The organism is Stenotrophomonas beteli, assembly GCF_001431665.1.
In the GTDB taxonomy this organism is placed as follows: domain Bacteria; phylum Pseudomonadota; class Gammaproteobacteria; order Xanthomonadales; family Xanthomonadaceae; genus Stenotrophomonas; species Stenotrophomonas beteli.
In genome coordinates, this window is the sequence record NZ_LLXV01000021.1 from 250,923 (window position 1) to 277,200 (window position 26,278).

Annotated in this window: 24 protein-coding genes; 14 read left to right on the forward strand and 10 right to left on the reverse strand. The window is 67.5% G+C overall.

All coding sequences use genetic code 11. The annotated features are described in order from the left end of the window. Positions 1-35 precede the first annotated feature (35 nt). Positions 36-2,789, forward strand: coding sequence for a TonB-dependent receptor (locus tag ARC23_RS05485; protein WP_057496325.1), 2,754 nt, complete (start codon positions 36-38; stop codon positions 2,787-2,789). A 186-nt stretch (positions 2,790-2,975) separates the two neighbouring features. Here ARC23_RS05485 and ARC23_RS05490 read toward each other — a convergent pair whose 3' ends face one another. Continuing rightward, complete coding sequence (locus ARC23_RS05490; RefSeq protein ID WP_057496289.1) at positions 2,976-4,589, reverse strand: alpha-glucosidase family protein; 1,614 nt, start codon at positions 4,587-4,589, stop codon at positions 2,976-2,978. Between the two features lie 214 nt (positions 4,590-4,803). Here ARC23_RS05490 and ARC23_RS05495 point away from each other — a divergent pair, with 214 nt between their 5' ends. Beyond that, on the forward strand, positions 4,804-5,802 hold the full coding sequence (locus ARC23_RS05495) for a polyprenyl synthetase family protein (protein WP_057496290.1): 999 nt from the start codon (positions 4,804-4,806) through the stop codon (positions 5,800-5,802). A gap of 127 nt (positions 5,803-5,929) precedes the next feature. On the opposite strand, the gene ARC23_RS05500 is transcribed toward ARC23_RS05495, so the two are convergent. Further along, positions 5,930-6,721: a dienelactone hydrolase family protein gene (locus tag ARC23_RS05500; RefSeq protein WP_057496291.1), complete on the reverse strand. Its 792-nt coding sequence runs from the start codon at positions 6,719-6,721 to the stop codon at positions 5,930-5,932. A 133-nt stretch (positions 6,722-6,854) separates the two neighbouring features. Between ARC23_RS05500 and ARC23_RS05505 the strand changes: the two genes are divergently transcribed. Next, the gene (locus ARC23_RS05505; protein ID WP_057496292.1) at positions 6,855-7,448 is read left to right on the forward strand and encodes an SMI1/KNR4 family protein; all 594 of its coding nucleotides are present in this window, start codon (positions 6,855-6,857) and stop codon (positions 7,446-7,448) included. An 89-nt stretch (positions 7,449-7,537) separates the two neighbouring features. Here the strand turns inward: ARC23_RS05505 and ARC23_RS05510 are convergent, their stop codons facing one another. The 4 genes from ARC23_RS05510 to ARC23_RS05525 all read right to left on the reverse strand — a co-directional run bounded on the left by ARC23_RS05510 (position 7,538) and on the right by ARC23_RS05525 (position 13,594). After that, entirely contained in the window at positions 7,538-8,071 is a 534-nt protein-coding gene (locus ARC23_RS05510) for a hypothetical protein (protein ID WP_057496293.1), read from the reverse strand. Between the two features lie 109 nt (positions 8,072-8,180). Then, positions 8,181-9,590, reverse strand: coding sequence for a UDP-N-acetylmuramoyl-L-alanine--D-glutamate ligase (murD, locus tag ARC23_RS05515; protein ID WP_057496294.1), 1,410 nt, complete (start codon positions 9,588-9,590; stop codon positions 8,181-8,183). Then, complete coding sequence (murL, locus tag ARC23_RS05520) at positions 9,571-10,923, reverse strand: UDP-N-acetyl-alpha-D-muramoyl-L-alanyl-L-glutamate epimerase (RefSeq protein ID WP_057496295.1); 1,353 nt, start codon at positions 10,921-10,923, stop codon at positions 9,571-9,573. The genes murD and murL overlap by 20 nt, the downstream gene beginning before the upstream one ends. A 76-nt stretch (positions 10,924-10,999) precedes the next feature. After that, the gene (locus tag ARC23_RS05525; protein ID WP_057496296.1) at positions 11,000-13,594 is read right to left on the reverse strand and encodes a bifunctional aspartate kinase/diaminopimelate decarboxylase; all 2,595 of its coding nucleotides are present in this window, start codon (positions 13,592-13,594) and stop codon (positions 11,000-11,002) included. 75 nt (positions 13,595-13,669) lie between these two features. Between ARC23_RS05525 and ARC23_RS05530 the strand changes: the two genes are divergently transcribed. Next, positions 13,670-14,548, forward strand: coding sequence for a PhzF family phenazine biosynthesis protein (locus ARC23_RS05530; protein WP_057496297.1), 879 nt, complete (start codon positions 13,670-13,672; stop codon positions 14,546-14,548). A 113-nt stretch (positions 14,549-14,661) separates the two neighbouring features. Then, entirely contained in the window at positions 14,662-15,540 is an 879-nt protein-coding gene (locus ARC23_RS05535; RefSeq protein ID WP_057496298.1) for a PhzF family phenazine biosynthesis protein, read from the forward strand. Positions 15,541-15,639: 99 nt separating this feature from the next. Here ARC23_RS05535 and ARC23_RS05540 read toward each other — a convergent pair whose 3' ends face one another. Continuing rightward, entirely contained in the window at positions 15,640-16,071 is a 432-nt protein-coding gene (locus ARC23_RS05540; RefSeq protein ID WP_057496299.1) for an OsmC family protein, read from the reverse strand. A gap of 373 nt (positions 16,072-16,444) precedes the next feature. Between ARC23_RS05540 and ARC23_RS05545 the strand changes: the two genes are divergently transcribed. The 4 genes from ARC23_RS05545 (at position 16,445) to ARC23_RS05560 (ending at position 18,707) form a co-directional block, all read left to right on the forward strand. After that, positions 16,445-16,843 (forward strand): HU family DNA-binding protein, encoded by a 399-nt coding sequence (locus tag ARC23_RS05545; RefSeq protein ID WP_057496300.1) that lies wholly within the window; start codon positions 16,445-16,447, stop codon positions 16,841-16,843. A gap of 286 nt (positions 16,844-17,129) precedes the next feature. Next, positions 17,130-17,438: a DUF3861 family protein gene (locus ARC23_RS05550; protein WP_057496301.1), complete on the forward strand. Its 309-nt coding sequence runs from the start codon at positions 17,130-17,132 to the stop codon at positions 17,436-17,438. A gap of 56 nt (positions 17,439-17,494) precedes the next feature. Continuing rightward, positions 17,495-18,031 (forward strand): hypothetical protein, encoded by a 537-nt coding sequence (locus tag ARC23_RS05555; RefSeq protein WP_057496302.1) that lies wholly within the window; start codon positions 17,495-17,497, stop codon positions 18,029-18,031. A gap of 79 nt (positions 18,032-18,110) precedes the next feature. Continuing rightward, a complete protein-coding gene (locus tag ARC23_RS05560; RefSeq protein ID WP_057496303.1) occupies positions 18,111-18,707 on the forward strand; it encodes a DUF1439 domain-containing protein in 597 nt (198 codons plus the stop codon). A 110-nt stretch (positions 18,708-18,817) separates the two neighbouring features. Here the strand turns inward: ARC23_RS05560 and ARC23_RS05565 are convergent, their stop codons facing one another. Both ARC23_RS05565 and ARC23_RS05570 read right to left on the reverse strand, forming a co-directional pair. Further along, entirely contained in the window at positions 18,818-19,360 is a 543-nt protein-coding gene (locus ARC23_RS05565) for a type 1 glutamine amidotransferase domain-containing protein (RefSeq protein ID WP_057496304.1), read from the reverse strand. 122 nt (positions 19,361-19,482) lie between these two features. Further along, complete coding sequence (locus ARC23_RS05570) at positions 19,483-19,950, reverse strand: SET domain-containing protein (RefSeq protein WP_012479369.1); 468 nt, start codon at positions 19,948-19,950, stop codon at positions 19,483-19,485. 210 nt (positions 19,951-20,160) lie between these two features. Between ARC23_RS05570 and ARC23_RS05575 the strand changes: the two genes are divergently transcribed. The 5 genes from ARC23_RS05575 to ARC23_RS05595 all read left to right on the forward strand — a co-directional run bounded on the left by ARC23_RS05575 (position 20,161) and on the right by ARC23_RS05595 (position 25,471). Further along, positions 20,161-20,616 carry an SUF system Fe-S cluster assembly regulator gene (locus tag ARC23_RS05575; protein WP_005408436.1) on the forward strand — a complete coding sequence of 152 codons (456 nt, stop codon included), beginning with the start codon at positions 20,161-20,163 and terminating at the stop codon, positions 20,614-20,616. 16 nt (positions 20,617-20,632) lie between these two features. Beyond that, entirely contained in the window at positions 20,633-22,108 is a 1,476-nt protein-coding gene (sufB, locus tag ARC23_RS05580; RefSeq protein WP_057496305.1) for a Fe-S cluster assembly protein SufB, read from the forward strand. Positions 22,109-22,191: 83 nt separating this feature from the next. Next, positions 22,192-22,956, forward strand: coding sequence for a Fe-S cluster assembly ATPase SufC (gene sufC / locus ARC23_RS05585; protein ID WP_057496306.1), 765 nt, complete (start codon positions 22,192-22,194; stop codon positions 22,954-22,956). Beyond that, positions 22,956-24,218: a Fe-S cluster assembly protein SufD gene (gene sufD / locus ARC23_RS05590; protein ID WP_057496307.1), complete on the forward strand. Its 1,263-nt coding sequence runs from the start codon at positions 22,956-22,958 to the stop codon at positions 24,216-24,218. Before sufC ends, sufD begins: the two co-directional genes overlap by 1 nt. Then, on the forward strand, positions 24,215-25,471 hold the full coding sequence (locus ARC23_RS05595; protein WP_057496308.1) for a cysteine desulfurase: 1,257 nt from the start codon (positions 24,215-24,217) through the stop codon (positions 25,469-25,471). Before sufD ends, ARC23_RS05595 begins: the two co-directional genes overlap by 4 nt. Before the next feature lie 15 nt (positions 25,472-25,486). Here ARC23_RS05595 and ARC23_RS05600 read toward each other — a convergent pair whose 3' ends face one another. Next, on the reverse strand, positions 25,487-26,137 hold the full coding sequence (locus ARC23_RS05600; RefSeq protein ID WP_057496309.1) for a transposase: 651 nt from the start codon (positions 26,135-26,137) through the stop codon (positions 25,487-25,489). Positions 26,138-26,278: the final 141 nt, after the last annotated feature.

Consider the following 26,278-nt stretch of genomic DNA (forward strand, 5'->3'; position numbering starts at 1 on the left):
ACAAATCGATCTGCAACATTGCCTGGGAGGGGAAAATGTTGAACCACAAGCGCAGCGCGCTGAGCATCGCGCTGGCCGTTGTCCTGGCGCCGACACTGGCGTCGGCACAGTCCACGCAGAACACCACCACGCCGGCCGGCACCAGCGCCACCAACCTCGATACGGTGCAGGTCACCGGCATCCGCCGTGGCATCGAGAACGCGATCGCGGTCAAGCAGGACGCCACCTCGGTGGTCGAGGCGATTTCCGCCGAAGACATCGGCAAGCTGCCCGACGTCAGCATCGCCGAATCGATCTCGCGCCTGCCCGGCCTGGCCGCACAGCGCGTGGCCGGCCGTGCGCAGGTGATCAGCGTGCGCGGCCTGTCGCCGGACTTCGCCACCACCCTGCTCAACGGCCGCGAAGTGGTCAGCACCGGTGACAACCGCGGCGTCGAGTTCGACCAGTACCCATCCGAACTGGTCAACGGCGTGACCGTGTACAAGACCCCGGATGCGGCACTGGTCGGCCAGGGCCTGTCGGGCACCATCGACATGCAGACCGCACGTCCGCTCAGCTTCGGCGAGCGCGTGATCGCGGTCAGCGGCCGCTACCAGAAGAGCTCGCTGGGCCGCGCGGCCAATGTCGATCCGTACGGCAACCGCTTCAGCGCCAGCTACATCGACCAGTTCCTGGACAAGACCCTGGGCATCGCCATCGGCTACGCGCACAGCGACATGCCGATCCAGGAAAACCAGGTCGGCCTGTACGAACCGTGGACCACCGAGCACACCGACAAGGGCGACCGCCCGGGCGTCGGCGCCGGCACCTACTTCTCCGATGGCATCAAGGCGCTGCGCCGTACCGGCAACAACAAGCGCGACGGCGTGATGGCCACGATCCAGTTCCGGCCGAACAACGGCTGGACCAGCACCTTCGATGCGTTCCACACCGAAGCCGAGCAGATCGATACCGCCAACCAGTTCGAGCTGAATCTCAGCAACTACAACGGCAACTACACCCCGGGCCTGCTGGTCAGCAATCCGCAGGTCAACGCCAACGGCTCGTTCACCGGCGGCACCGCCAGCGGCGTATACCCGCTGGTGCGCGGCATGTACAACAAGCGCAAGGACAAGATCGATGCGTTCGGCTGGAACAACGAGTTCAACTTCGGTGGCGTCAAGCTGGTCGCCGACCTGAACTACTCCAAGGCCACGCGCGATGAGCTGAACCTGGAGAACAACCTGCAGCTGACCCCGATGCCGCAGCTGGATACGGTCGGCGTGTCGATCCGCCAGAACGGCTTCTCGCAGATCAGCCCGGGCCTGAACTACTCCAACCCCGACGCGTTGTTCCTGACCAACACCATCTACGGCTCCGGCTACGGCAAGGTGCCGCAGGTGGAAGACCGCCTGAAGGGTGGCAAGCTGGCCGCAACGATCGCCTTGCCCGAAGCGATCGCCTCGTGGGCGCCGGACATCGACATCGGCGTCAACTATGCCGACCGCCGCAAGGTGAAGACCCAGTCCGAGGGCAACATCCTGCTCGGCGCGCAGGGCGATGCCAACATCGCCGCGGACCTGCAGTACCGCCCGGTCAATCTCGGTTTCGCCGGCCTGGGCACCATTCCGGCGTGGGATGTGCCGGCTGCGGTCGGCCGCTACATGACCTTCAATCCGGTCGACAACCTGGACTACCTGATTCCCAAGTCGTGGACGGTGCAGGAGAAGATCACCACCGCCTGGGCGCGCCTGAACATCAACACCGACATCGGCGAAGTCGGCGTGCGCGGCAACATCGGCGTGCAGATGCAGCACACCGACCAGAGCTCGGATTCGCGCTACTGGGACAGCTCGCAAACGGCCGGCAACAACATCCAGCCCTACTCCGCGGGCCGCACGTACAACGACTGGCTGCCGAGCCTGAACCTGGCCTTCCTGTTCCCGCACCAGCAGACCCTGCGCTTCGCCGCCGCCAAACAGGTCGCACGCCCGCGCGTGGACCAGATGCGCGCCGGCCTGGAGTTCGGCGTGGATACCGGCACCGGCCGCCCCGGCGGCAGTGGCGGCAACCCGCTGCTGGACCCGTGGCGTGCCACCGCGCTGGACCTGTCCTATGAGAAGTACTTCGGCGAGAAGGCCTACGTCGCCGCCGCGATCTTCTACAAGGACCTGAAGAGCTACGTCTACACCCAGTCGGTGGACAACTACGACTTCACCGAACTGCTTCGCAACTACGTTCCTCAGCAAGGTGCGGCGCCGGTTCAGTACACCGGCACCTTCTCCGCGCCGCAGAACGGCAAGGGCGGCACGCTGAAGGGCCTGGAGCTGACCGGGTCGTTCCCGCTGGAGATGCTGACCGACAGCCTGCGCGGGTTCGGCGTGCAGGCCAGCGCGACCTTCAACAAGAGCGACATCACCATCCTGGACCCGGAAAGCGCGTCCAGCGTGGGCAGCGACCCGATCAGCCTGCCGGGCCTGTCCAAGCGCGTGTACAACTTCACCGCCTACTATGAGCGCAATGGCTTTGAGGCACGTGTCAGCCAACGCCGTCGTTCGGACTTCATCGGTGAGATCGGCAACTTCAACGGCAACCGCAGCCTGCGTTACGTCGTCGGCGAGAACGTGACCGACGCGCAGGTCAGCTACACCTTCAGCGACAGCAGCGCCCTGCGGGGGCTGACCGTGCTGCTGCAGGGCAGCAACCTGACCAACGAGCCGTACCGCACCTACGCCGGCAGCAAGGATCGTCCGCTGGAGTACATCGAGTGGGGCCGCACGTACATGCTGGGCGTGAACTACAAGTTCTGACCCGCACCGGGTAGGGCCGGCCGCTGGCCGGCAACAGAAAACAGGGAGCAGGACCGGAAACCCGCTGCGCAGGCAGCGGGTTTTCTTTTGCGCGGGTGCCGGCAGTTGGTCGGCCAGGGCCACCCACAAAAAAGGGACGGGGCGCTTCGGCCCCGTCCCCGCAAGTACCGCCACCGGAGAAAACGGTCAGCTGCGTCGGGCGCAATACACCGCGCGCGGCGGCAGCTGGAGTTCATTGCCCTGCACCGTGCCCGCATCCGGGCCCGGCACCGCCACCTGCTGCCAGTCACCTGGCGGCAGCGGATGGCTCACCGCCTCGGCCGACAGGTTGAAGGCCAGCAGGAGGGTTTCATCTGCAAGCATACGCTCGAACAGCAGCACGGGCTCGGCGCTTTCAAGAAATCTGATGCTGCCATGCAGGAGGGCCGGCTGGGTATGCCGCCAGGCCAGAAACGCGCGGAACGCCGACAGCACCGAATGCGGATCGCGCTCCTGCACGGCGACCGCCGCGGCCCGATGTTCGGCCGGGATCGGCAGCCAGGGCTGGCCGGTGGTGAAGCCGGCCAGCGGCGCGTCGGTCCATGGCAGGGGGGTACGGCAGCCGTCACGGCCCTTGAAGTTCGGCCAGAAGGTGATGCCATAGGGATCCTGCAGGGCCTCGAACGGCACCTCGGCCTCGGCCAGGCCCAGCTCTTCGCCCTGGTACAGGCAGACCGAGCCACGCAGCGAGCACAGCATCGCCACCAGCATCCGCGCCAGGCGAGGATCGGCCGGGTGGCCACCCCAACGGCTGACCGCGCGCTCCACATCGTGATTGGACACCGCCCAGCACGGCCAGCCTTCGGTCATTGCCGCTTCCAGGCGCGAGACCGTATCGCGGATATAGGCCGCGCTGTAGTCATCCACCAGCAGCTCGAAGCTGTAACCCATGTGCAGGCGGCCGTCGCGGGTGTACTCGGCGGTGGTCGCCAGCGAGTCCTCCGAAGAGATTTCGCCCAGGCTGACCGCCCCCGGGTATTCGTCCAGCAGCGCGCGCAGGCGCTCCAGGAACGGCAGGTTCTCTGGCTGGGTGTTGTTGTAGTAGTGGTACTGGTAGGCGTACGGGTTGTCCGGGCTGAAGCCGCGCCCAACCCGCTTGTCGGCGGGCTTGGCCGGGTTGTCACGCAGCTGTGCGTCGTGGAAGCAGAAGTTGATCGCATCCAGGCGGAAGCCATCCACGCCGCGCTCCAGCCAGAAGCGCACGTTGTCCAGGGTGGCCTGCTGCACGTCCGGGTGATGGAAGTTCAGGTCCGGCTGGTCGACCAGGAAGTTGTGCAGGTAGTACTGCTCGCGGCGCGGCTCCCACTGCCAGGCACAGCCGCCGAACAGCGACAGCCAGTTGTTCGGCGGCGTGCCGTCCTCGCGCGGGTCGGCCCAGACGTACCAGTCGGCCTTCGGATTGCTGCGGTCCTGGCGGCTCTCGCGGAACCAGGCGTGCTCGATCGAGGTGTGGCTGAGCACCTGGTCGATCATCACCTTCAGGCCCAGGCCGTGGGCCTTGGCCAGCAGGCGGTCGAAGTCGTCCAGGCTGCCGAACAGCGGATCGACGTCGCGGTAGTCGGCGATGTCGTAGCCGAAGTCGGCCATCGGCGACCTGAAGAACGGCGAGATCCAGATTGCATCCACGCCCAGCGCGGCAATGTGGTCCAGGCGCTGGATGATGCCTGGCAGATCGCCCACGCCATCGCCGTTGGCGTCCAGGAAACTGCGCGGGTAGATCTGGTAGATGACGGCTCCGCGCCACCATGGATAGTGCGACATCGACAGCCCCCCTCCGGGCATGCAGGACCCGCCGGGAGCGGGCCGAAATCCTGATCCGGCAAGCTTAGCGGCGGGCTCCCGGGCATGGCGCAACCTGCATACGTATTCACGCCGGCGTCGGCGTTGGCCGGCCAGCAGACGCCCGCCCGCCCGGTTTGCGCCCGAATTCACGGCCAGCGCCTATAATCGGTGGTGAGCCTGAAAGCCTGATCGCATGACCATCACCGAAGACACCCGTCCCGCCCTGGGCCTGCCCCAGATCCAGTCGCTTGCCGCGGCCGACATGGCCGCCGTCGACGCCCTGATCCGGCGCCGGCTGTCTTCGGACGTCGTGCTGATCAACCAGATCGCCGACCACATCATTTCCGCCGGCGGCAAACGCCTGCGCCCGATGCTGGTGATGCTGGCCGGCCACGCGGTTGGCCAGGCCGGCCCGGAGCACCACCAGCTGGCGGCGATCATCGAGTTCATCCACACCTCCACCCTGCTGCACGACGACGTGGTGGACGAATCCAGCCTGCGCCGTGGCCGCAGCACCGCCAACGCGCTGTGGGGCAACGCGCCCAGCGTGCTGGTCGGCGACTTCCTGTACTCGCGCAGCTTCCAGCTGATGGTCGAGCTGGAGCGCATGCCGGTGATGCAGATCCTGGCCGATGCCACCAACCGCATCGCCGAAGGTGAGGTGCTGCAGCTGCTGCACGTACACAACCCGGATACCGACGAAGCCGCCTACCTGCGCGTGATCGAGCGCAAGACCGCCGTGCTGTTCGCCGCCGGCACCCGCCTGGGTGCGCTGGCCAGCGGCGTGGACGAAGCGACCCAGCAGGCCCTGTTCGACTATGGCATGCACCTGGGCTACGCGTTCCAGATCGCCGACGACGTGCTGGACTACTCGGCCAACGCCGAGGAGCTGGGCAAGAACCTGGGCGACGACCTCGCCGAGGGCAAGGCCACGCTGCCGCTGATCCACGCGATGGCCCACTCCGACGACGCCACCCGCGAGCGCCTGCGCACCATCGTGCAGGACGGCGACGCCTCGGCGATGCCGGAAGTGCTGGCGGCGATCCGTGCCACCGGCGGCCTGGAGTACAGCCGCCGCCGTGCCGAGGAATACGCCGAAGCGGCCGAGCGTGCACTGGATGGGCTGGCCGACAATGATGCCGTGGCCGCCCTGCGTGGCCTGGCCCGCTACGCGGTGCAGCGCTCGCATTGATGGCGGAGGTGTGCCGACCGTTGGTCGGCACTGAAACATCGGTAGTGCCGGCCGCTGGCCGGCAACCTCATGATGCTGCGGATGTCACGGGAATGCCGGCCAGCGGCCGGCACTACCGCTGCACGAATCAACGTTTCTCGAAGCGTTCCTCGAAGAACTCATCCAGCGCCTTCCACGCGCGCTTGGCCGCCCGTTCGTTGTACTGGCACCCCGGCGGGCTGTTGGCATCGCGCTCGGCGAAGCAGTGCACCGCACCGCTGTAGCTGGTGAATTCCCAGTCGACCCTGGCCGCGTCCATTTCCTTCTGGAAAGCGGCGATGTCCTCAGCGCTCACGCTCTTGTCATCGGCCCCGTTCAGCACCAGCACCGACGGATGAGTGCCACCCGCCTGCGCCGGCAGCGGTGAACCCAGCCCACCATGCAGGCTGACCACAGCGGCCAGCGGCGCACCGGCACGGGCCAGTTCCAGCACGGTGGTACCGCCGAAGCAGAAACCGACCGCGCCGATCCGGCTGGCATCCAACGGCGCCTTGCCGGCCTGCGCCTTGAGCACGTTCACCGCCTCCAGCGCGCGTGCACGCAGCAGCGGCCTGTCATTGCGCAACTTGGTCGCCACCGGCCCGGCCTCGGCATCGGTCTTCGGCCGCACGCCCTTTCCGTAGACATCGGCCACCAGCACCACGTAGTCATCCCCGGCCAACTGCTTGGCCTTCTCGATGGCCGATGCGTTCACGCCCTTCCAGTTCGGCACCATCACCAGGCCCGGGCGCTTGTCGTTGTCGCCATCGTCATAGACCAGCACGCCACTGAAGGTCGCGCCCTGGTGCGTCCATTCCACCGGCTGGGTCTTCATCGCCGCCCACGCCGGCATCGCCGCCAGCCCCAGCATCATCGCCACACCGCATCGCCAACGATTCATGCGCCTGCTCCGCAAGAAAAAGGGGACGGAGGGGATTAAGCCGTTTTCGCCCCTCCCGCGTCGCATTCTGCATTGGCGGCGTGACGCAGGTGTGGTTGGATACGACTTAATCCCCTCCGTCCCCTTTTTTCGCATGAACCTGGTTGACCGCTTTCTGTCTGGCCTGATCCCGCGCCTGCCTGCCGACGATGCCCCGCAGTGGGCACATGTCCAGGGCGCCAGCGCCGAAGACCTGCAACGGCTGCGTGTGCAGTGGCCGCTGGTGCCGGACAGCCTGGTGGAGCTGCTATCGCGCGTGGATGGCACCCACTTCCGCGACTACCCCGGCGGCAAGGTCTGCGTGCTGATGCTCGGCTCGGACGTGGAGGACGGCGGCTACCCGTACTACCTGCGCTCGGTCGCGCAGATCTTCGAAGACCAGCAGCACTGGGACGACAGCATCCGCTCGATCTACGAAGAATGGCTGGATGACGAGCCGGAGATTCTCGGCGAGGGCATCGACGCCGATCTGCCGATGAACCGCCGCCTGTGCTTCTCGCACTGCATGAATAATGGCGGCACCTCGATGCTGTATCTGGATTTTGATCCTGCGCCGGGCGGCACCATCGGCCAGGTAGTGCGCTACCTGCACGATCCGGACAGCTACGCGGTGATCGCGCCGAGCTTCGATGCGTATCTGCAGCAGTTGATTGACGGCGGCTACGCGTTCATCGACGAAGACGAATGAAGGCAGCCGAGCGTGGGCTCGGCCCTGCAGTAGATCCACGCCATGCGTGGATGAATGTCTCTCCGTAGGTTGCCGGCCAGCGGCCGGCACTACCCGCGATCGATCCAGTACAACGTGCCCGGCTCGAATGCCAGCAGATCCGACGCCGTCAGGCGCGCTCGCGGCCAGTGGTGCTCCGGCGGCTTCGGCTGCCGGGCACCCAACGAACCGTCATAGTCGCGCACCAGCAGGCCGATGCGCGCGGCCCCAACCTGCAGCAGCGCGTCGATACGCTGCAGCCACTGGCCGGCGTCGATCAAGGCTTCATCCCGGCGCGCGTCCTGTTCCTGCTCATGCCGCGCCAACTGCCCGGCCAGCGCACGGGCGATCTTCGCCTCGCTCCAGCCCTTCTTCCGCCAGCGTTCGGCATCGCCCTTCCACGCCTGCTCGGCATGCGACGAGGCCAGCGCCGTACCGCAATCGCAGTGGGCGGCACTCAACCACGGCTGCCAGCCAGGCCCGACCGCCGCCTGCAGGCTGGGCGAATCCTGCGCGAACAGGCGCCGTCCGCTGCGGTGGAAGACCGCGGCGGCCGCCTCATGGTCCAGCGTGCTGGGCAGGAACACGGTGATGAAAGTACACATGCGGGCTTCTCGATCCATCCTGGAAGGGCCCATGGTAGATCCACGCCATGCGTGGATGGGGGGTCAGAGCCCTTTCCTGCGGAAAGGGATCCGACCCCGATCCGGCGGATCAGGCGATGCCCAATCCCGGGATCGCACTGATGCTGTCCGGATCGAATCCAGCCAGCTCGGCGAAATGACGGCCACGCGCGACGTAGTCCCGGTAGGCCCCGAAACTCGGCGCACCGGGCGACAGCAGCACGACCCCACCCTGCGCGCCCAGCGCCGCGCGAGCCAACGCCATCGCCTCCGGCAGATCAGCGGCGGCGTGCAGGCCGAAGCGACCGGCGTCGGCCAGCGGCTGCAGCATCGCGTGGATGCGCGGGCCGTTGCTGCCCATGGTCACGATCTCCACCGGCGGCACATCGTGCGCCATGTGCTGCATGAAATCGGTCCAGTCCAGGCCACGGTCGTGCCCGCCTACCAGCAGCGCGATGCGCTGGCCAGCGAAGCACTCCAGCGCGGCCAGGCTGGCGTGCGGCGTGGTGCTGATCGAATCGTTGATGTAGGTCAGGCCATCGGCCACGCCGATGCGCTGCAGGCGGTTGGGCAGCGGGCGGAACTCCTGCACCGCCGGCGCCAGCGCCACTGCATCCAGCCCCAGTGCTTCCAGTGCGGCCAGCACCGCGCACAGGTTGCCGCGGTTGTGGCGGCCCGGCAACGGCGTGTTGCGGGTATCGAACACGGCCTGCTCACCGCGGTGCACGACATCGCCGCGCATGTGCCAGCCCTGCGGCTGGCTGAACCAGACCACCTCACTATCGGGCAGCGACAGCGCGGCCAGGTGCGGATCGGCGGCATTGAGCACGGCGATGCGCGGCGCGGCTTCGGTCACCAGCCGCAGCTTGTCGTCGATGTAACGCTGCTCGCTGCCGTGCCAGTCCAGATGTTCCGGGAACAGGTTCAGCACCACCGCCACCTGCGGATGGGCGCCACTGCGCGCCACTTCGCCGGTCTGGTAGCTGGACAGCTCCACGGCCCAGTACTCGGGCGCGGGGTGCGGGTCCAGCACTTCCAGCAGCGGCAGGCCGATGTTGCCGACCAGGCCGGTGCGATGCCCGGCCGCGCGCAGCAGGTGCGCAACCAGCGCGGTGGTGGTGCTTTTGCCCTTGGTTCCGGTCACGCACACGGTGTCGTGCACGATGCCATCGGCACCCGCATGCTCGGCGAACCACAGCGCAGTACCACCGATGAAGGCGGTGCCCTGCCCCGCCGCCGCCAGCGCGATCGGCTGGTAGGGACTGATGCCGGGCGATTTGATCACCACGTCGAACGCGGCCAGCGCTTCAGCGGAAGGCTCGCCACGCACGTCCAGCACGCCCTGCGTTTCCGCACGCGCGGCCTCGACTTCGGCCGCCGGGCAGAACAGGCTCAGCGGCAGCGTGGGCAGGCGCTCACGCAGTACCGCAAACGCGGCACGGCCCTCACGCCCCCAGCCCCACAGCGCGACGCGCTTGCCTTCAAGCTGCGAAATCTTCACGCACCTGTTCCCACAGTCCAGCCGGAATGCGGTGCTCGCCCTGCAGCAGCAGCAGCGGTGCCAGTTCCAGTTCGGCCGCCTCCAACTGCGGCTGGATCTCGTTGCAGAAGCGCTTCACCAGCACGTCTTCCTTCCACTCCGGGCGCTGCGCCAGGGTCGCCATCGCCGCCCGCGATTCGCGGCCTTCGCCTACGCACTCGAACGGCTTGTGGTCCTGGAATTCCAGCAGTGCGTCGAAGCCACCGGCCTGCTCTGCATCGTCCAGCAGGTTGCGGCCGAAGATGCGCACCAGGCGCGTCTTGGGCATGAACGGAGCCAGCGCCAGGAACACGAAATGGCATTTCGGGCAGACGCCGCACCAGCGGTTCACCGGGCGCTCGCCGAGGATGTGGAAGTTGCGGTTGCAGCTGGAGAAATGCGCGTCGTAGAAGTCACTCTTGGCGAACTGGCGGGCCACCGCCAGCTCGGACATCGGGCGCAGCAGCGAGTAGTACTGCAGGTCCGCCGCCACGTACTTCTGCACATGGCTGCCGAACGCCTGCTCGCAGGCCCAGCCCTTGGACCACTGGTGGTTCACTTCGCCGGTGCCTGGAATCTGGCTGCCGTAGCTGGCCGAGCGCTCGTTGGAAAACACGACCTGGTCCACGCCGTGCAGCAACGCGGCCAGCACCATGATCGCCGAGTTCACCACCGTCACCGGGATATGGCCGTTCCAAGCCCCCTGGCGGTTCAACTCGAACAGTTCCGGTGCCAGCGTGCGGCCCAGGTTCAATGTCGGCAGGCCGGTGCGCTCGGCGCACGCACGGATCAGCTGCGAGCCACCGATCCAGGTCACGGTCTCGTCCACGCCGGCACGGCGCAGCGCTTCGATGCTGACCAGCGAATCCTTGCCGCCGCCGATGGCCACCAGCGCGTGCGGCTGCAGGCCCAGCGCCGGCGCCTGCACGGCCTCGCCCTGCACCGGCAACCGGAAGCGGCCGCGCAGGTTCAGGCCGTTGCGGTAGGCGAATTCGCCCAGGCCATTGAGGTAGATGGTCTCCACCAGCGCGGCGGTATCGGCATCGATGCTGTAGCTGTCGATGCTGACCGTATCCGGTACTCCGGCCTTGTAGTAGCTGACGCCGGCGATCAGGTGCAGCAGCTGCAGCGCGCGCTGCACCGCTGCCGCACGTGCCTGGTCCAGCACGAACGGCGCGCCGGGGACGCTGATGGTCTCCACCATCTCCGGGCCGTCATCGAAGGCGTAGACCAGCCTGGCCACGCCGGTATCCGCGGCAAATTCGCAGCGGACGAAGCGGAAGCGGGAAACCTGGTGTTTGTCGAAAGCAGTCATGGTGTATCCGGTCAGGCACGGGACCGCGCGCTGGCGCGGGGCGTGTCGGTGGGCGGGTGCAGGGCGCGCAAGGGGATCACTCGATCACGTCCTCGCGCGGCAGCAGCCGCTGGTTGTAGGTGTTGGCCATCACGTAACCGTAGGCGCCGGCATCGGCGATCAGCATCACGTCGTCCGGCGCGGTGGACACTGGCAGCTTGCGGCGCTTGCCGAACACATCGCTGGATTCGCAGATCGGGCCCACCACATCGAACGCCGCTTCGGCATAACCGCCCTGGCGGCTGAGGTTCTCGATGTCGTGCCAGGCGTCGTAGAGGGCCGGGCGCATCAGCGCGTTCATGCCGGCATCGAGGCCCACGCGGCGCACGCCGTCCTTCTCCACCACCTGGGTGGCGTGGGTCAGCAGCACACCGGACTCGGCCACCAGGTAGCGGCCCGGTTCGATCGCCAGGCGGAACGCCGGGTGCAGCGCCTTGACCTCGGCCAGGCCTTCGGCCCATGCCTCAAGGTCGAACGGCTCGTCCTCGGCGGAATACGGAATCGGCAGGCCGCCGCCGATGTCGATGGTCTGCACGCTGCCGATGCGGCGCGCGAAACCTGCCAGCTCATCGCACATCAGGCGCCAGTGCTGCGCGGTCTCCACGCCGCTGCCCAGGTGCGCATGCAGGCCCACCACGCGGGTGCCCAGCTCGGTGGCCGCGCGCACGAACTCGTCCACGCGGGCGATCGGCAGGCCGAACTTGGACTCCTTGCCGCCGGTGCGGACCTTGGCATGGTGGCCTTCACCACGCCCCAGGTCGACGCGCAGCCACAGTTCGCGGTTGCGGAACAGGTCCGGCCAGCGCTGCAGCGCTTCGACGTTGTCGACGGTGACGGTCACGCCAAGCGCGAACGCTGCCTCGTATTCGCTGCGCGGGCAGAAACTCGGGGTGAACAGTACGCGCTTGGGCGACAGTTCCGGCAGGTGCTGGAACACGTGCTTCAGTTCGCCGTGCGACACGCACTCCAGGCCGAAGCCTTCGGCCTCCAGCAGTTGCAGGATGGCCGGGTGGCTGTTGGCCTTGATCGCGTAGTAGCGCTGGTCGATCGGCTTGATCGCCGCCAGCGCACGGGCACGGGCACGCACCGTCGGCAGGTGATAGACGTAGCGCGGCGTGCCGGCATCGGCCAGCTGCAGCAGGTGCGCGCGCTGGCCACGCCACCACGGCGTGCCACGCGGGCGCACGCTTCCGGCAATCTCGCGCCAGCGCGGGCCGAACACCTCGGTCTCCTCCACCGGCATCGCGCCGCTGTCGATCAGCTCGGCATGCAGGATCGGCAGCAGGCCATCGGCATCGGCCTCGTCGATGACGAAGGTCAGGTTCAGGTCATTGGACGACTGCGAGATCATGTGCACGCGCTCGCGGCCGAAGGTGGCCCACACATCCGACAGCTTGTGCAGCAGGGAGCGCATGCCCAGGCCCACCAGCGTGATTGCTGCGCACGGCACGATCACCTTGACCTTGCAGATCTGCGACAGGTCGGCAGACAGCGCGGCCAGCACATCGGTGTTGACCAGGTTCTCCGACGGGTCCAGCGACACGGTGACGTTGGTCTCGGCCGAACCGATCAGGTCCACCGACAGGCCATGCTTCTTGAACAGGCCGAACACATCGGCCAGGAAGCCGACCTGCTGCCACATGCCGATGCCTTCCATCGACACCAGCACGATGCCGTTGCGGCGGCTGATCGCCTTCACGCCCGGCACCGGCGCGGCATTGCCGTCGATGCTGGTGCCCGGCAGTTCCGGGCGTTCGGTATCGAGGATGGCCATCGGCACGCCGGCGTCGCGGCACGGCTTGATCGAGCGCGGGTGCAGCACCTTGGCACCGGTGGTGGCGATTTCCTGCGCTTCGTAATAGTCCAGGCGGGTCAGCAGGCGGGCGTCGGGCACGTCCTTCGGGTTGGCGCTGAACATGCCCGGCACATCGGTCCAGATTTCCACGCGGCTGGCGCCGAGCAGTGCACCGAAGTACGCCGCCGAGGTATCCGAGCCACCCCGGCCAAGAATGGCCGTGCTGCCATCGGCGTGGCGGGAAATGAAGCCCTGGGTGATCAGCAGGCGGGTCGGCTGTGCGCGGAAGCGCTGCATCCACTCTGCATCGGCACGCCACTGGCAGTTCACCGACAGGCGCTGCGACCAGTCGCTCTGGTTGGGCTGCGGCGGCATCGCGTCCAGCCACTGGCGGGCATCCATCCAGCCCATGTCCAGGCCCGAGGCCCGCAGATAGGCCGCACCCAGCGTGGAGGACAACAGCTCGCCCTGACCCAGCACTTCGGCCTGCCATTCCAGCGGGCGGGTGGCCGCACGCGGGTCGTCGAGCAGCCCCTGCAGCGCGGCCAGGCGCTCGGCCAGCACCTCGCGGCCCAGGTCCAGCTCGGCCAGGAAGCCCTCATGGCGCTCGACCAGCGCCGCCATGCGATCGCGGCTGTCCGGCGCACCATCGGCGATGGCGGTCAGTTCATTGGTGACGCCCGACAGTGCCGAAACCACCACCAGCACGCGCGAGCCGGTCTCTTCCGCGCGTTTTTTCGCCAGCTTCCCGATCGTGTCCCAGCGGTGACGGCGCGACACCGAGGTGCCGCCGAACTTCAGTACGATCCAACGATCGACAAGGGGGGAAGCTGACATGGATAGACTATGTGTGAAGTGGGGAAGCCGCCCGTGGGGGCGGAACCTTCGATTCTAAGCCCAATGGACCCGCCGATGGCCGCCTTCCGTTACCTGCAGCTGGATGTCTTCGCTTCCCACCCCGGCAGCGGCAATCCGCTGGGCGTGGTGCTGGGCGCCGACGCGTTGTCCGGCGCCCGCATGCAGGCGCTCGCTGCCTGGCTGAACCTGTCCGAGACGGTGTTCTTCCTGCAACCCAGCGCTGCGGGCGCCGACTACCACATCCGCATCTTCACCCCCGGCAGCGAGCTGCCGTTTGCCGGCCATCCCAGCGTGGGTGCGGCCTGGGCAGCGGTCACATGCGGCCTGGCCGCGCCGCGCGATGGCGGCGCGCTGGTCCAGCAGTGCGCCGCCGGCCTGTTGCCGGTGCGTGTGAGCGGGGCCGCCGATGCGCCGACCATCGAACTGGCCAGCCCGCCGGCACGCCAGCTGCCGACCGCCCCCGGCGCGGTGCCGGAACCGCTGCTGGCCCTGGCCGCCGCCGGCCATCGGCCGGAACTGTGGGACAACGGTCCGCGCTGGTGGCTGCTGCCGCTGCGCGACGCCGCCGCCGTGCGCGGCCTGGCCCCGGACATGGCGGCGCTGCGTGACTGGACCAATGCGACCGGCGCGACCGGCGTTGCCGTGTTCGCCGATGAAGTTGCCGCCGACCACAGCCGCGTGGTGCGCGCGTTCTGCCCGGGCGACGCGGTGACCGTACCCGAGGATCCGGTGACCGGCAGCGCCAATGCGCTGATCGGAGCGTGGCTGCGGCAGCGCCAGGCACTGCCCGGCCACGAGGGCCGCTACGTGGCCAGCCAGGGCCGCGAAGTGGGCCGCGATGGCCGCGTGCAGGTGCAGGTTGATGCGCAGGGCACCGTATGGATCGGCGGCCAGGTGCAGCCGGTCATCGACGGCCAGATCAGCTGGATGTAGAGCCGAGCCCACGCTCGGCTGCTTCTTCTCACACCCCGACACAGCCGAGCATGGGCTCGGCTCTGCAACCGCGCGTTAAGCTGCGCGCCACCTGCTCCTGGAGTTCTGCCCTGATGCCCCCCCGCCGTTTCCTGCAGCTCGATGTATTTTCCCCGCGCGCCGGCGCCGGCAATCCGCTGGCCGTGGTACTGGATGCCGAAGGCCTGGACGATGCCGCGATGCAGGCCATCGCCCGCTGGACGCGCCTGCCCGAGACCACTTTCGTGTTCCCGCCGCAGGCGCCGGGCGCCAGCTACCGGCTGCGCATGTTCAGCCCGCAGAAGGAAGTCCCGTTCGCCGGCCATCCCAGCGTCGGCACCGCGCATGCGGTGCTGCAGGCGGGCCTGGCGGTGCCGGTGGAAGGCCTGCTGGTGCAGGACGGCATTGCCGGCGCGCTGCCGCTGCGCGTCAGTGGCGAAGGCGCCCAGCAGCGCATCGCCATCCGCACCCCGCGCGCGCAGCTGGCCGAGACCACGGCGGCCAATGATCCTCGACTGCAGGCGGCGCTGAAGGGCTGGCCGCTGGGTCCTTTGCCACCGGCGCGCATGCAGGGCGGCCGCAGCTGGTGGGTGGTGCAGGTGGCCGATGAAGCAGCATTGCGCGCCCTGCGCCCGGACTGGGAGGCGGTGGCCGCACTGGCCGAATCGACCGACAGCATGGGCGTGTTCGCCTATGCCTTCAGCGATGGCCGCGAGGGCTTCGATCTGGCGGTACGCGCCTTTGTCGGCAATGGACGCCGCTTCGAGGATGCCGCGTCGGGCGCGGCCAACGCCGTGCTGGCCGCGTGGCTGGACCTGCGCGATGCGCTGCCCCGTGGCCGTGCGCCGTTTGAAGTCAGCCAGGGCCGCGAAGTCGGCCACGATGCGCGCCTGACCCTGCGGGTGGATGAGGACGGGGAGGTCTGGTCGGGCGGCCAGGTGCAGACCGTCATCACCGGCACGCTTGATTGGTAAAGGGACACCGTAGAGCCGAGCCCACGCTCGGCTGCTCTCCGGCTGTTTCATGGCACCTGTGGGAGCCGAGCACGGACTCGGCTCTACACAAGAGTCGGCTCAGCCGAGCTCGGCCTCCAGGCTGATCGGCACCGCGCTGAGCGCCTTGGATACCGGGCAGTTCTGCTTGGCGTCATCGGCAATGGCGCGGAACTGCGCCGCGTCGATGCCCGGCACCACAGCTTTCACCTTCAGCCGGATCTGCGACAGTTGCGGCCCCCCTTCCAGCGACAGATCGACCTTGGCTTCGGTATCCAGCGAGGTCGGGGTGAACCCGGCGTCGCCGAGCTTGGCCGACAGCGCCATGGTGAAGCAGCCGGCGTGCGCGGCGGCGATCAGCTCTTCGGGGTTGGTGCCCTTCTCCTCACCGAAACGACTGTTGAAGCCGTAGCGGGTCTTGTCCAGCAGGCCACTCTGCGGCGTGCTCAACTGGCCCTTTCCTGACTTCAGATCGCCTTCCCAGTGCGCGGTGGCGTGTCGTGAGATTCCCATTCGTACGGCTCCTGCGTGGTGGTGATGAACGCTCACCCTCGCACGCGGCGCGTTAGCCCTGCGTCGCTCCGCCGCAGCCAGGGCGTCCGGCGCACGCGCTGCGGATGGACGGTTCCACACCAGGCCGCCACGCTTTTTTCCCTTGTTTTCAGTGGTTTCGCGCACTTCATCCTGCGCCGGGTTGCGCCCGCCGGGCGTCCCGGAGCGGCCCCATCCCCCACCACCGGCCATGTACTGAATCGGCCTGGATATGAAAAAACATGCACTTTCCGCACTTCGGGCTATTGGCGGCGCCCGAGAGTTGCCCTACATTGCGCTTGCCGACGGGGTTCGGCGCCGACCAAACAACCAACCGTTCACGGAACAGGAAACCATGGCAAAGACCGCTAAGAAGGCTGCCCCGAAGAAGGCAGCGAAGAAAGTCGCGACGAAGGCAGCCGCCAAGCCGGCCGCTCCGAAGCCGATCAAGGAAGTGCTGACCAAGTCGGGCCTGGTTGCACACATCGCTGAAGCGTCCGGCGTCGTCGCCAAGGACGTCCGCGCGGTGCTGGCCTCGCTGGAAGGCGCAGTCGCCTCCTCGGTGCACAAGAAGGGCGCTGGCTCCTTCACCCTGCCGGGCCTGCTGAAGATCACCACCGTCAATGTGCCGGCCAAGCCGAAGCGCAAGGGCATCAACCCGTTCACCAAGGAAGAGCAGTGGTTCGCCGCCAAGCCGGCCACCACCAAGCTGAAGGTGCGCCCGCTGAAGAAGCTCAAGGACGCCGCGCTGTAAGCGCGTACCCTTCTGCTGGTTCGCGACGGGACGGCCTTGGCCGTCCCGTTTTTTTTGCCCGGGCAACGGTTGCGCAGAACCCCGCCGCGCGTGGCCCGTCGGCCGAAACACAGCGTTTCCCGGCCTGCGCCATCCCCTGCGCAGGCCCGCCACCATTGGCTGCGCCCCACCTGCTGCAGCCGCGGAACGTACCGGGTGGAACACTGCGTGCAGCGCCGGCCGTCGCCGCCGGCCGCGTGCTTGCCTATGGTGGTCACATCCTCCACAGCTACGGCGAGCATCCCCCATGGCCAGCCCCTCCACCCGCTACCGCATCTCGGTGACGCCCATCGAAAAGGACGGGGTGCAGTGCACCGGGCGCTGCACCATCGAACTGGAGCATCGCGCCAGCCGCGACCTGATGCGCCTGCTGGAAGCCGCGCCGCGCACGGCCGGGCTGGGCGGCGACGAACGCGCCACCCTGATCATCGCGGCACAGCTGCTGCGCGACATCGTGCAGCGCCATGCCGGCAGCGAAGGCCACGCACTGGCCGCCGTTGCCGCCCCGACACTGGCCGCGCTGGACGCCCTGGAGCAACTGCCCTCCTCCCGCTGACGATCCGGGAATCGATACACTGCCGCGCTCCAGATTGCCTCGGGGAGGAGGCAGGCATGTACCGTCAACTGCTGCTGGTCGTACCCCTGTTGCTGCTGGGCTGTTCCCGGCCCGCCACGACACAGGCCCCCGCGGGCGAACCTGCCACCGCCACTGACGCGGGCAACGCCTCGGCGCGGACCGAGGCCGATCCTCCCGCGCTGCAGGCGCCGGTCGTCGCGCCGTTGTTCGCCGCCGTCGATGCAGACGCCGAGTCTCCGGCCGCACTGCTGGACCGTTACGTGATGGCGCTGCTCAACCGCGATCGTGCCACCGCCGATGCCGCATGGACATTCCCACCCGCCGACGACGCCCGTGCCGACGATGCCGCGCTGCGCCAGCTGGAGGGCGTGCGCAGCATGCGCCTGAGCACCGAGCTGCCGATCGCCCGCGACGGTCAGCAGCCACCACGGTTGCTGGAAGTTCCCGTGCAGGTGCGCGCGCTCACCGCCGATGGCACCGTCCGCTTCGGCGGCTGGTACCGCGTGCAGCCCAGCGCCGATGGGCGCGCCTGGCAGATCCAGTCGGCGCAGCTGCGGCCATCGCTGGACTGAACCGTTGCGACGGCATGCACGCACGATTCAGCCAGCAGGACTACTCTGTCCTTCATCCATTCCGCCATCGGCCACCACCATGCGCCTGCGTTCCCTGATGACCCGCCTCGCCGCATCCACCGTACTGATCGCTGCGGCGATCGGCGCGCAGGCGGCGCCCTCGATTTCCGGCCGCGAACTGTCGGTCGGCGCCAGCGATGTGCAGCAGTACCTCGATGGCAGCTTCCCGCGCACCCAGGATGCATTGGGCGGCCTGATCGCGCTGACCATGAGCCATCCGCAGCTGAGCCTGCCGGCAGGCGAACGGTTGAACCTCGGCATGGACGTGGCACTGGCCACCGCCGGGGGCAGCCCGGCCAAACTGGGTACGGTCAAGCTCAGCAGCGGCCTGCGCTACGACGCACAGACCCAGGGCTTCCATCTGCAGCAACCCAGCGTGGATGACTTCACTCCGGCCAGCCAAGGCGGCCGCCTGGACTCGCGCACCCGTGGCCTGCTCAATGCGTGGCTGAGCGACTACGCCCAGCGCGAACCGATCTACAAGCTGGATCCTGCCGTGGCCGGGGTGCTTGGCGCCCTGCAGGTGCAGTCGGCGCAGGTGAAGAACGGCAAGCTGGTGGTCACCTTCAACCAGAACCTGGGCAACCTGGTGCCGGCCGGCGTGCTGGGTAAATAAGGGCGTACCGGGTCAACAGGGCGTACCGGGTCAACAAGGCAGTGCCGGCCGCTGGCCGGCAGCACAGTCACTGCGACTGCCGGCCAGCGCTCGGCACTACCTGCCACACCTCACGCGGCAAGCGCCTTTATCACCGCCTCACTGAAGGCCGGGATATCGTCCGGCTTGCGGCTGGTGATCAGGCTGCCGTCGACCACCACCTCGGCATCGCGCCAGCGCGCACCGGCATTGGCCAGGTCCTGCTGCAGCGACGGCCACGAGGTCAGCTCGCGGCCCTTGGCAAGGCCGCTGTTGATCAGCAACCACGGGCCATGGCAGATGGCCGCCACCGGCTTGCCTGCGCCTGCCACGCTGCGGATGAAGCCCAGCGCGGCCTCGTCGGTGCGCAGGGTGTCCGGGTTGATGACCCCGCCGGGCAACACCAGGGCATCGAAGCGCGCCGGATCTGCCTCATCCAGCGGAATGTCCACCGCGACCGCGTCGCCCCAGTTCTTCTCTTTCCAGCCCTTGATGGTCGCCTCCTTCGCGGGCGACACCACGCTGACCCGCGCGCCCTCCGCTTCCAGCTGCCGCTTGGGCTCGGTCAGCTCGGACTGTTCGAAGCCGTGGGTGGCCAGGATGGCAATCTGCTTGCCCTTCAATCGTTCTGCCATGGGTGCACTCCAGTTCGGGGAGCGCACAGCGTGGACGAACCTGCCTTGCACGGCGGTGACCCTGCCGTGCACGGCGGGTGGAGAGGACCCGTGCCGGCCAGCGGCCGGCACTATCGGAAGGGTCAGCGCTTGGGCTGCAGCATGGTGCCGGTGCACTTGGGCGAGCCGCAGCGGCACTCCCAGATCTTCTTCAGCTTGGCGGTGTGGCGCTCGGCCAGGGTGATGCCGTAGTTGTAGGTCAGCTCCTCACCGGCCTTGATGTCACGCAGGGCCTCGATGAACACCTTGTCACCGCGGCTGTCGCCGTCCTCGTCTTCCTCGATCACCGCCTCGCAGTTCGGGTCGCAGCTGTGGTTGATCCAGCGTGCATCGTTGCCCTTGTAATTGGCATCGATCACCCAGTCGTCGTTGAGGGTGAACAGGAAGGTATGGCCGCTTTCGACATCGCCGCTGTCATCGGCATCGACGTCGCCGTGGCTGCGCAGCAGGCCCTTGTACTGGATCACGCGCTCGCCCTGCTTGATCGGGGCCACGGCGAACACGCCGTTGCCATGGATGGCGGACTTGCGGGCTTGGATCTTCTTCGGCATCGGCACGGGCTGTTTGCAGCGGATGGGGCCTTGATTCTCGCCCATTCCGGGTGATTTGCGAAAATCACCTCATTGGCGCAGCATGGCGGCCCTGCAACGGCCCCGGCGTCTCCTCCCGGCGCAGCCCCAGCGCCGGCTGAATGCCCGGGTTGGATGGCGGCGAAGAAAAGCGTACAATTTCAGTCCGCTTTAAGAACCGCTCGCATCCCCATGTTGCGCGTCACCAAGCTCACCGATTACGCCACCGTCGTGCTGACCGTGCTCGCCGCCCGCCCGGGCGAGGTGCTCAGTGCCACCGAACTGGCCGAGTTCACCGGCCTGGAGCCGCCCACCGTCAGCAAGGTGCTCAAGCCGCTGGCCCAGGCCGGCCTGGTCGAGGGCCTGCGCGGCGTGCGTGGCGGCTACCGCCTGACCCGCCCGGCCATCGAGATCTCGCTGTTCGAGGTGGTCGAAGCGATGGAGGGGCCGCTGGCCCTGACCGAATGCAGCCACGACCACCACCAGTGCGGGATGGCGCCCAAGTGCGGCGCGCGCAGCAGCTGGCGGCTGATCAACGACGTGGTCTCCGAGGCCCTGCGCGATGTCACCCTCGCCCAGATCCTGCCCCCTCTTCCCCTTGCCGATGACGAACAGCGCCGCACCATCGCTGTCGACGTCGTCTCCTGATCCACAGGCAGCCCCCATGGCCACCGAAACCATCGAAAACGTCGCCCACGACGACACTCCCAACCGCGAGATCCACGAGCAGCTCGGCCGCAAGTATTCGGCCGGCTTCATCACCGAGATCGAATCGGACTCGCTTCCGGCCGGCCTGGACGAGGACACCATTCGTGCCCTGTCGGCCAAGAAGGACGAGCCGGAGTGGATGACGCAGTGGCGCCTGGACGCCTACCGCCACTTCCTGACCCTGCCGATGCCGGATTGGGCCAAGCTGGAGATCGCACCGATCGACCTGCAGGCACTCAGCTACTACTCCGCGCCGAAGGGCCCGAAGTACGCCTCGCTGGACGATGTGCCCAAGGAACTGCTCGACACCTACGACAAGCTTGGCGTGCCGCTGCATGAGCGCGCCAAGCTGGCCGGCGTGGCGGTGGATGCGGTGTTCGACTCGGTGTCCGTCGGGACCACCTTCCGCAAGGAGCTGGCCGAGAAGGGCGTGATCTTCTGCTCGATGTCCGAGGCCATCAAGGAACACCCCGAACTGGTCCGCCAGTACCTGGGCACGGTGGTGCCGGTCGGCGACAACTACTTCGCCGCGCTCAACTCGGCGGTGTTCTCCGACGGCAGCTTCGTGTTCATTCCCAAGGGCGTGCGTTGCCCGATGGAACTGAGCACTTATTTCCGCATCAACGCCGGCCACACCGGCCAGTTCGAGCGCACCCTGATCGTGTGCGAGGACAAGGCCTACGTGTCCTACCTGGAAGGCTGCACCGCGCCGATGCGCGACGAGAACCAGCTGCATGCAGCGGTGGTGGAACTGGTCGCGCTGGAAGATGCGGAGATCAAGTACTCCACCGTGCAGAACTGGTACCCGGGCGACGAGAACGGCGTGGGCGGGATCTACAACTTCGTCACCAAGCGTGCCGAATGCCGTGGCGCGCGCAGCAAGGTCACCTGGACCCAGGTCGAGACCGGCTCGGCGATCACCTGGAAGTACCCGTCCTGCGTGCTGCTGGGCGACGATTCGGTGGGCGAGTTCCACTCGGTGGCGCTGACCCATCACCGCCAGCAGGCCGACACCGGCACCAAGATGATCCACGTCGGCAAGCGCACCAAGAGCAAGATCGTCAGCAAGGGCATCAGCGCCGGCCGCGGCCAGAACACCTACCGTGGCCTGGTCAAGGTCGACCGCAACGCCGATGGCGCGCGCAACTACACCCAGTGCGACTCGCTGCTGATCGGCAAGCAGTGCGGTGCGCACACCTTCCCCTACATCGAGGTGAAGAATCCGGGCGCCACCGTCGAGCACGAGGCCACCACCTCGAAGATTTCCGACGACCAGCTGTTCTACTGCCGCGCCCGTGGCATCAGCCAGGAAGACGCGGTGTCGATGATCGTCGACGGCTTCTGCAAGCAGGTGTTCCGCGAACTGCCGATGGAGTTCGCAGTGGAAGCCAAGAAGCTGCTGGAAGTCTCGCTGGAAGGTTCGGTGGGCTGATCGCCTGCCCCCTGCCCCCTGCCCCTCGCAAAACGCATTCTCTTTACCGGCGGGCCACGGCCCGCCCCACGGAAACTCCCACCATGCTGAAGATCGAAAACCTCCACGCCCGCATCGGCGGCAAGGAAATCCTCAAGGGCCTCTCGCTGGACGTGAAGCGCGGCCAGGTGCACGCCATCATGGGCCCCAACGGCGCCGGCAAATCCACCCTGGGCAATGTCCTGGCCGGCCGCGACGGCTACGAAGTGACCGAAGGCAGCGTGCAGTTCGACGGCGTCGACCTGCTGGACCAGGACCCGGAAGCGCGCGCCGCCGCCGGCCTGTTCCTGGCGTTCCAGTACCCGGTGGAAATCCCCGGCGTGAACAACACCTACTTCCTGCGCGCCGCACTGAACGCGCAGCGCAAGGCGCGTGGCGAAGACGAACTGGATTCCATGCAGTTCCTCAAGCTGGTACGGCAGAAGCTGGCCGTGCTGCACCTGAAGGACGAACTGCTGCACCGTGGCGTCAATGAAGGCTTCTCCGGTGGCGAGAAGAAGCGCAACGAGATCTTCCAGCTGGCCGTGCTGGAGCCGAAGCTGGCGATCCTGGACGAGACCGATTCGGGCCTGGACATCGACGCACTGAAGAGCGTGGCCGACGGCGTCAACGCACTGCGCGGCGCCGACCGCTCGTTCCTGGTCATCACCCATTACCAGCGCCTGCTGGACTACATCAAGCCAGACGTGGTGCACGTGCTGGCCGACGGCCGTATCGTCAAGACCGGCGGTCCGGAACTGGCGCTGGAACTGGAAGCGCACGGCTACGATTTCCTCAAGGATCGCGTGGTGCGCGAGGCAGCGGTCTGATGAGCGCGCTGCTCGACTCGATGGCCCAGGCCTTCTGCGGCAGCGATGCGCGCCGCGAAGTGCTCGACGCGGCCCTGCGTGACGGCCTGCCGGCCGCGCGCAATGAAGCCTGGAAGTACACCTCGCTGCGCCAGCTGGAGCGCCGTGCGTTCGCCGCTGCGCCGCTGTCACCGCCGGTACTGGATGCAGCCATGCTGGACGGCATCCCTGCGCCGCGCCTGGTGTTCGTCAACGGCCGCCTGGATGCCGCGCTGAGCGATGTGCAGGCACTGCCGGCCGGCGTGCAGCTGCAGCCGCTGTCGGCGGCACTGGCTGCGGGCGAGGACGCCGTGCGTTTCCTCGGCCGCCGCTACGAGCGCAGCGAAGAGATCTTCGCCCGCCTCAACGCCGCGCTGGCCGATGAAGGCGTGGTACTGCGGGTGGACGAAGGCGTGCAGGTCGACGCGCCGCTGCAGCTGGTATTCGCCAGCGTCGCCGGTGATACCGACCTGGCCTGGCACCACCGCCACCTGATCGAACTGCGTGCCGGCGCCAGCCTGGGCGTGGTCGAGCACCGCTTCAGCGTCGGCGATTCGGCCCACCTGGACAACACCGTGCTGCACGCCCACGTCGCCCGCGATGCCGTGCTCAAGCATGCCCGCGTGCAGGCCGGCAGCGCGCGCCAGACCAGCTTCCTGCGCACCGACGCGGTGCTGGCCCGTGACGCGCAGTACCACCGCGTTGATCTGGAGCTGGGTGCAGCGCTCAGCCGCCATGAACTGAACGTGCGCCTGGAAGGCGACAACGCCCGGCTGACCGCCAATGGCGTGCTGCTGGGCAATGGCCGCCGCCATGTCGAGACCCGCCTGGGCATCGACCACATCGCGCGCGATACCGCCTGCGAACTGCTGTGGCGTGGCGTGGCCGCCAACCGCAGCCGCGTGGTGTTCCATGGTGGCATCCAGATCCGCGAAGGCGCTGACGGCACCGATGCGAACCTGTCCAACAAGAACCTGCTGCTGTCGGCCGACGCCGAGATCGATACCCAGCCGACGCTGGTGATCGACGCCGATGAAGTGAAGGCCGCGCATGGCGCCACCGTCGGCCAGCTCGATGCCAATGCGCTGTTCTACCTGCGCTCGCGCGGGCTGCCGCAGGCCCAGGCGCAGGCGCTGCTGAGCGCGGCGTTCTGCCACGAACCCCTGAAGATCCTGCCGGACGCGTTGCGCGAGCAGCTGGCACGCCGCCTGGACAAGGCCCTGGCCGAGGCGGGTGTGGCATGAACCTGTCCTCCCCGCGCCCGATCGAAGAACGCACCGGTGCCCCGGACTGGGATCGCGTCCGCCTCGACTTCCCGTTGCTGATGCGGGAAGTGCACGGCAAGCCGCTGGTCTATTTCGACAATGCCAACACCGGCCAGAAGCCGGTGCAGGTGATCGGCGCGGTGGACGAGTTCTACCGACGTTACAACGCCAACGTCAGCCGCGCCGTGCATGCACTGGGCAGCGAAGCCACCGATGCCTACGAAGGTGCGCGCAACAAGCTGGCGCGTTTCCTCAACGTGCGCCCCAGCGACCTGGTGCTGTGCAGCGGCACCACCTTCGCCATCAATCTGGTGGCGTATTCGTGGGCCCTGCCGCGGTTGAAGGCCGGTGACGTGATCCTGGTCTCGCGCATGGAGCACCACGCCAACATCGTGCCGTGGCAGCTGGTCGCACAGCGTACCGGCGCCACGATCCGCGTCGCCGGGATCACCCCCGATGGTGCACTGGACCTGGACGCCCTGCGCGCGGCGATGACCCCCGAGGTCAAGCTGCTGGCCGTCACCCACGTTTCCAATGTGCTCGGCACGGTCAATCCGGTGCGCGAGATCTGCCGTGAAGCGCGCAAGCGCGGCATCATCACCGTGGTCGATGGCTCGCAGGCGGTGCCGCACCGCAAGGTCGACGTGGCCGCGATCGGCTGCGACTTCTACGCCATCACCGGCCACAAGATGTGTGGTCCGACCGGTACCGGTGCGCTGTGGGCCCGTCGCGAGCATCTGGACGCGATGCCACCGTTCCTCGGCGGCGGCGAGATGATCAAGGAAGTCAGCTTCGACGGCACCGTGTTCAACGATGCCCCGCACAAGTTCGAAGCCGGCACCCCGAACATCGCCGGCTTCATCGGCCTGGGCGTGGCCGCCGACTACCTGCAGCAGCTGGGGCAGGACCACGTGGAAGCGCGCGAAGCCGAACTGCTGGCGCACTTCACCGAAGAACTGCGCCGCGTCGATGGCCTGCGCATCATCGGCGAAGCACCGGAAAAGGCGGCCGTGGTCTCGTTCCTGATCGACGGCGCGCATGCGCATGATCTGGCGACCCTGCTCGACCTGGAAGGCGTGGCCGTGCGATCGGGCCAGCACTGTGCACACCCGCTGCTGCAGTACTTCGGCGTTGCGGCTACCTGCCGTGCCTCGCTGGCGTTCTACAACACGCATGCCGAGATCGAGCGGTTCATGACGGCGTTGACGAAGGTGCGAAAGCTATTGGGCTGAGCCGGCACACCGGGGTCAGATCCCTTTCGCGATGCGAAAGGGCTCTGACCCCATCAGCATTCCCAGCAACCGCCGTTGCGACTGCAATGCTCGCCGGATCGCCGCCAGATCTGCGGCAGGAATGCCCTCCTTGATGAACTCCACATAGCGCCTGCGCCGTTCATCCGCATCAGAAGCCATCAGCTCAAATGCCGAATGCGGCTCCAGCAGCGCATTGGGTTTGCCACACGCATTGGCCCGATAGCTCGACCAGCGATAGTCCCCTGGGCGCGCCACTGTTCCCGCACGGACCGGGTTGAGTTCGATGTAGCGCTGGCAGGCAAGCACATACCGATCAGTGTCGACCAGCGTTGAATGGAAACGCCCTTCCCACAGGGTTCCCGTGTGGCCCTGTCGATCGTTCACTCGGCGCACGTAGGCCCGGTTTACCGCCTGCATCATCCGAGACAAGCCGCCGGACACATCGGGCGTCGCCAGCAGGTGGATGTGATTGTCCATCAGCATATAGGCGTGGACCCGGCACTGCTGCTGACCTGCGTGATGACACAGCAGGCGCAGGTAGGCGACGCGGTCGCCATCCGCAAAGAACACGGGCTGACGATTGTTGCCGCGCTGGACGACATGTTGCGGATATCCGGGCGCATCGATGCGCCGTGGCCTTGGCATGGGCTGCTCCTGGTAGCAGGGGGTCAGGGCCCTTCGCTGCGCAAAGGGATCTGACCCCGAGCATCCGCCGATTCCGGGCCCGTGCCAGTCGGTCCATGGCCTGCCGTTGAGTCAGTAGATACCGGGGTCAGATCCCTTTCG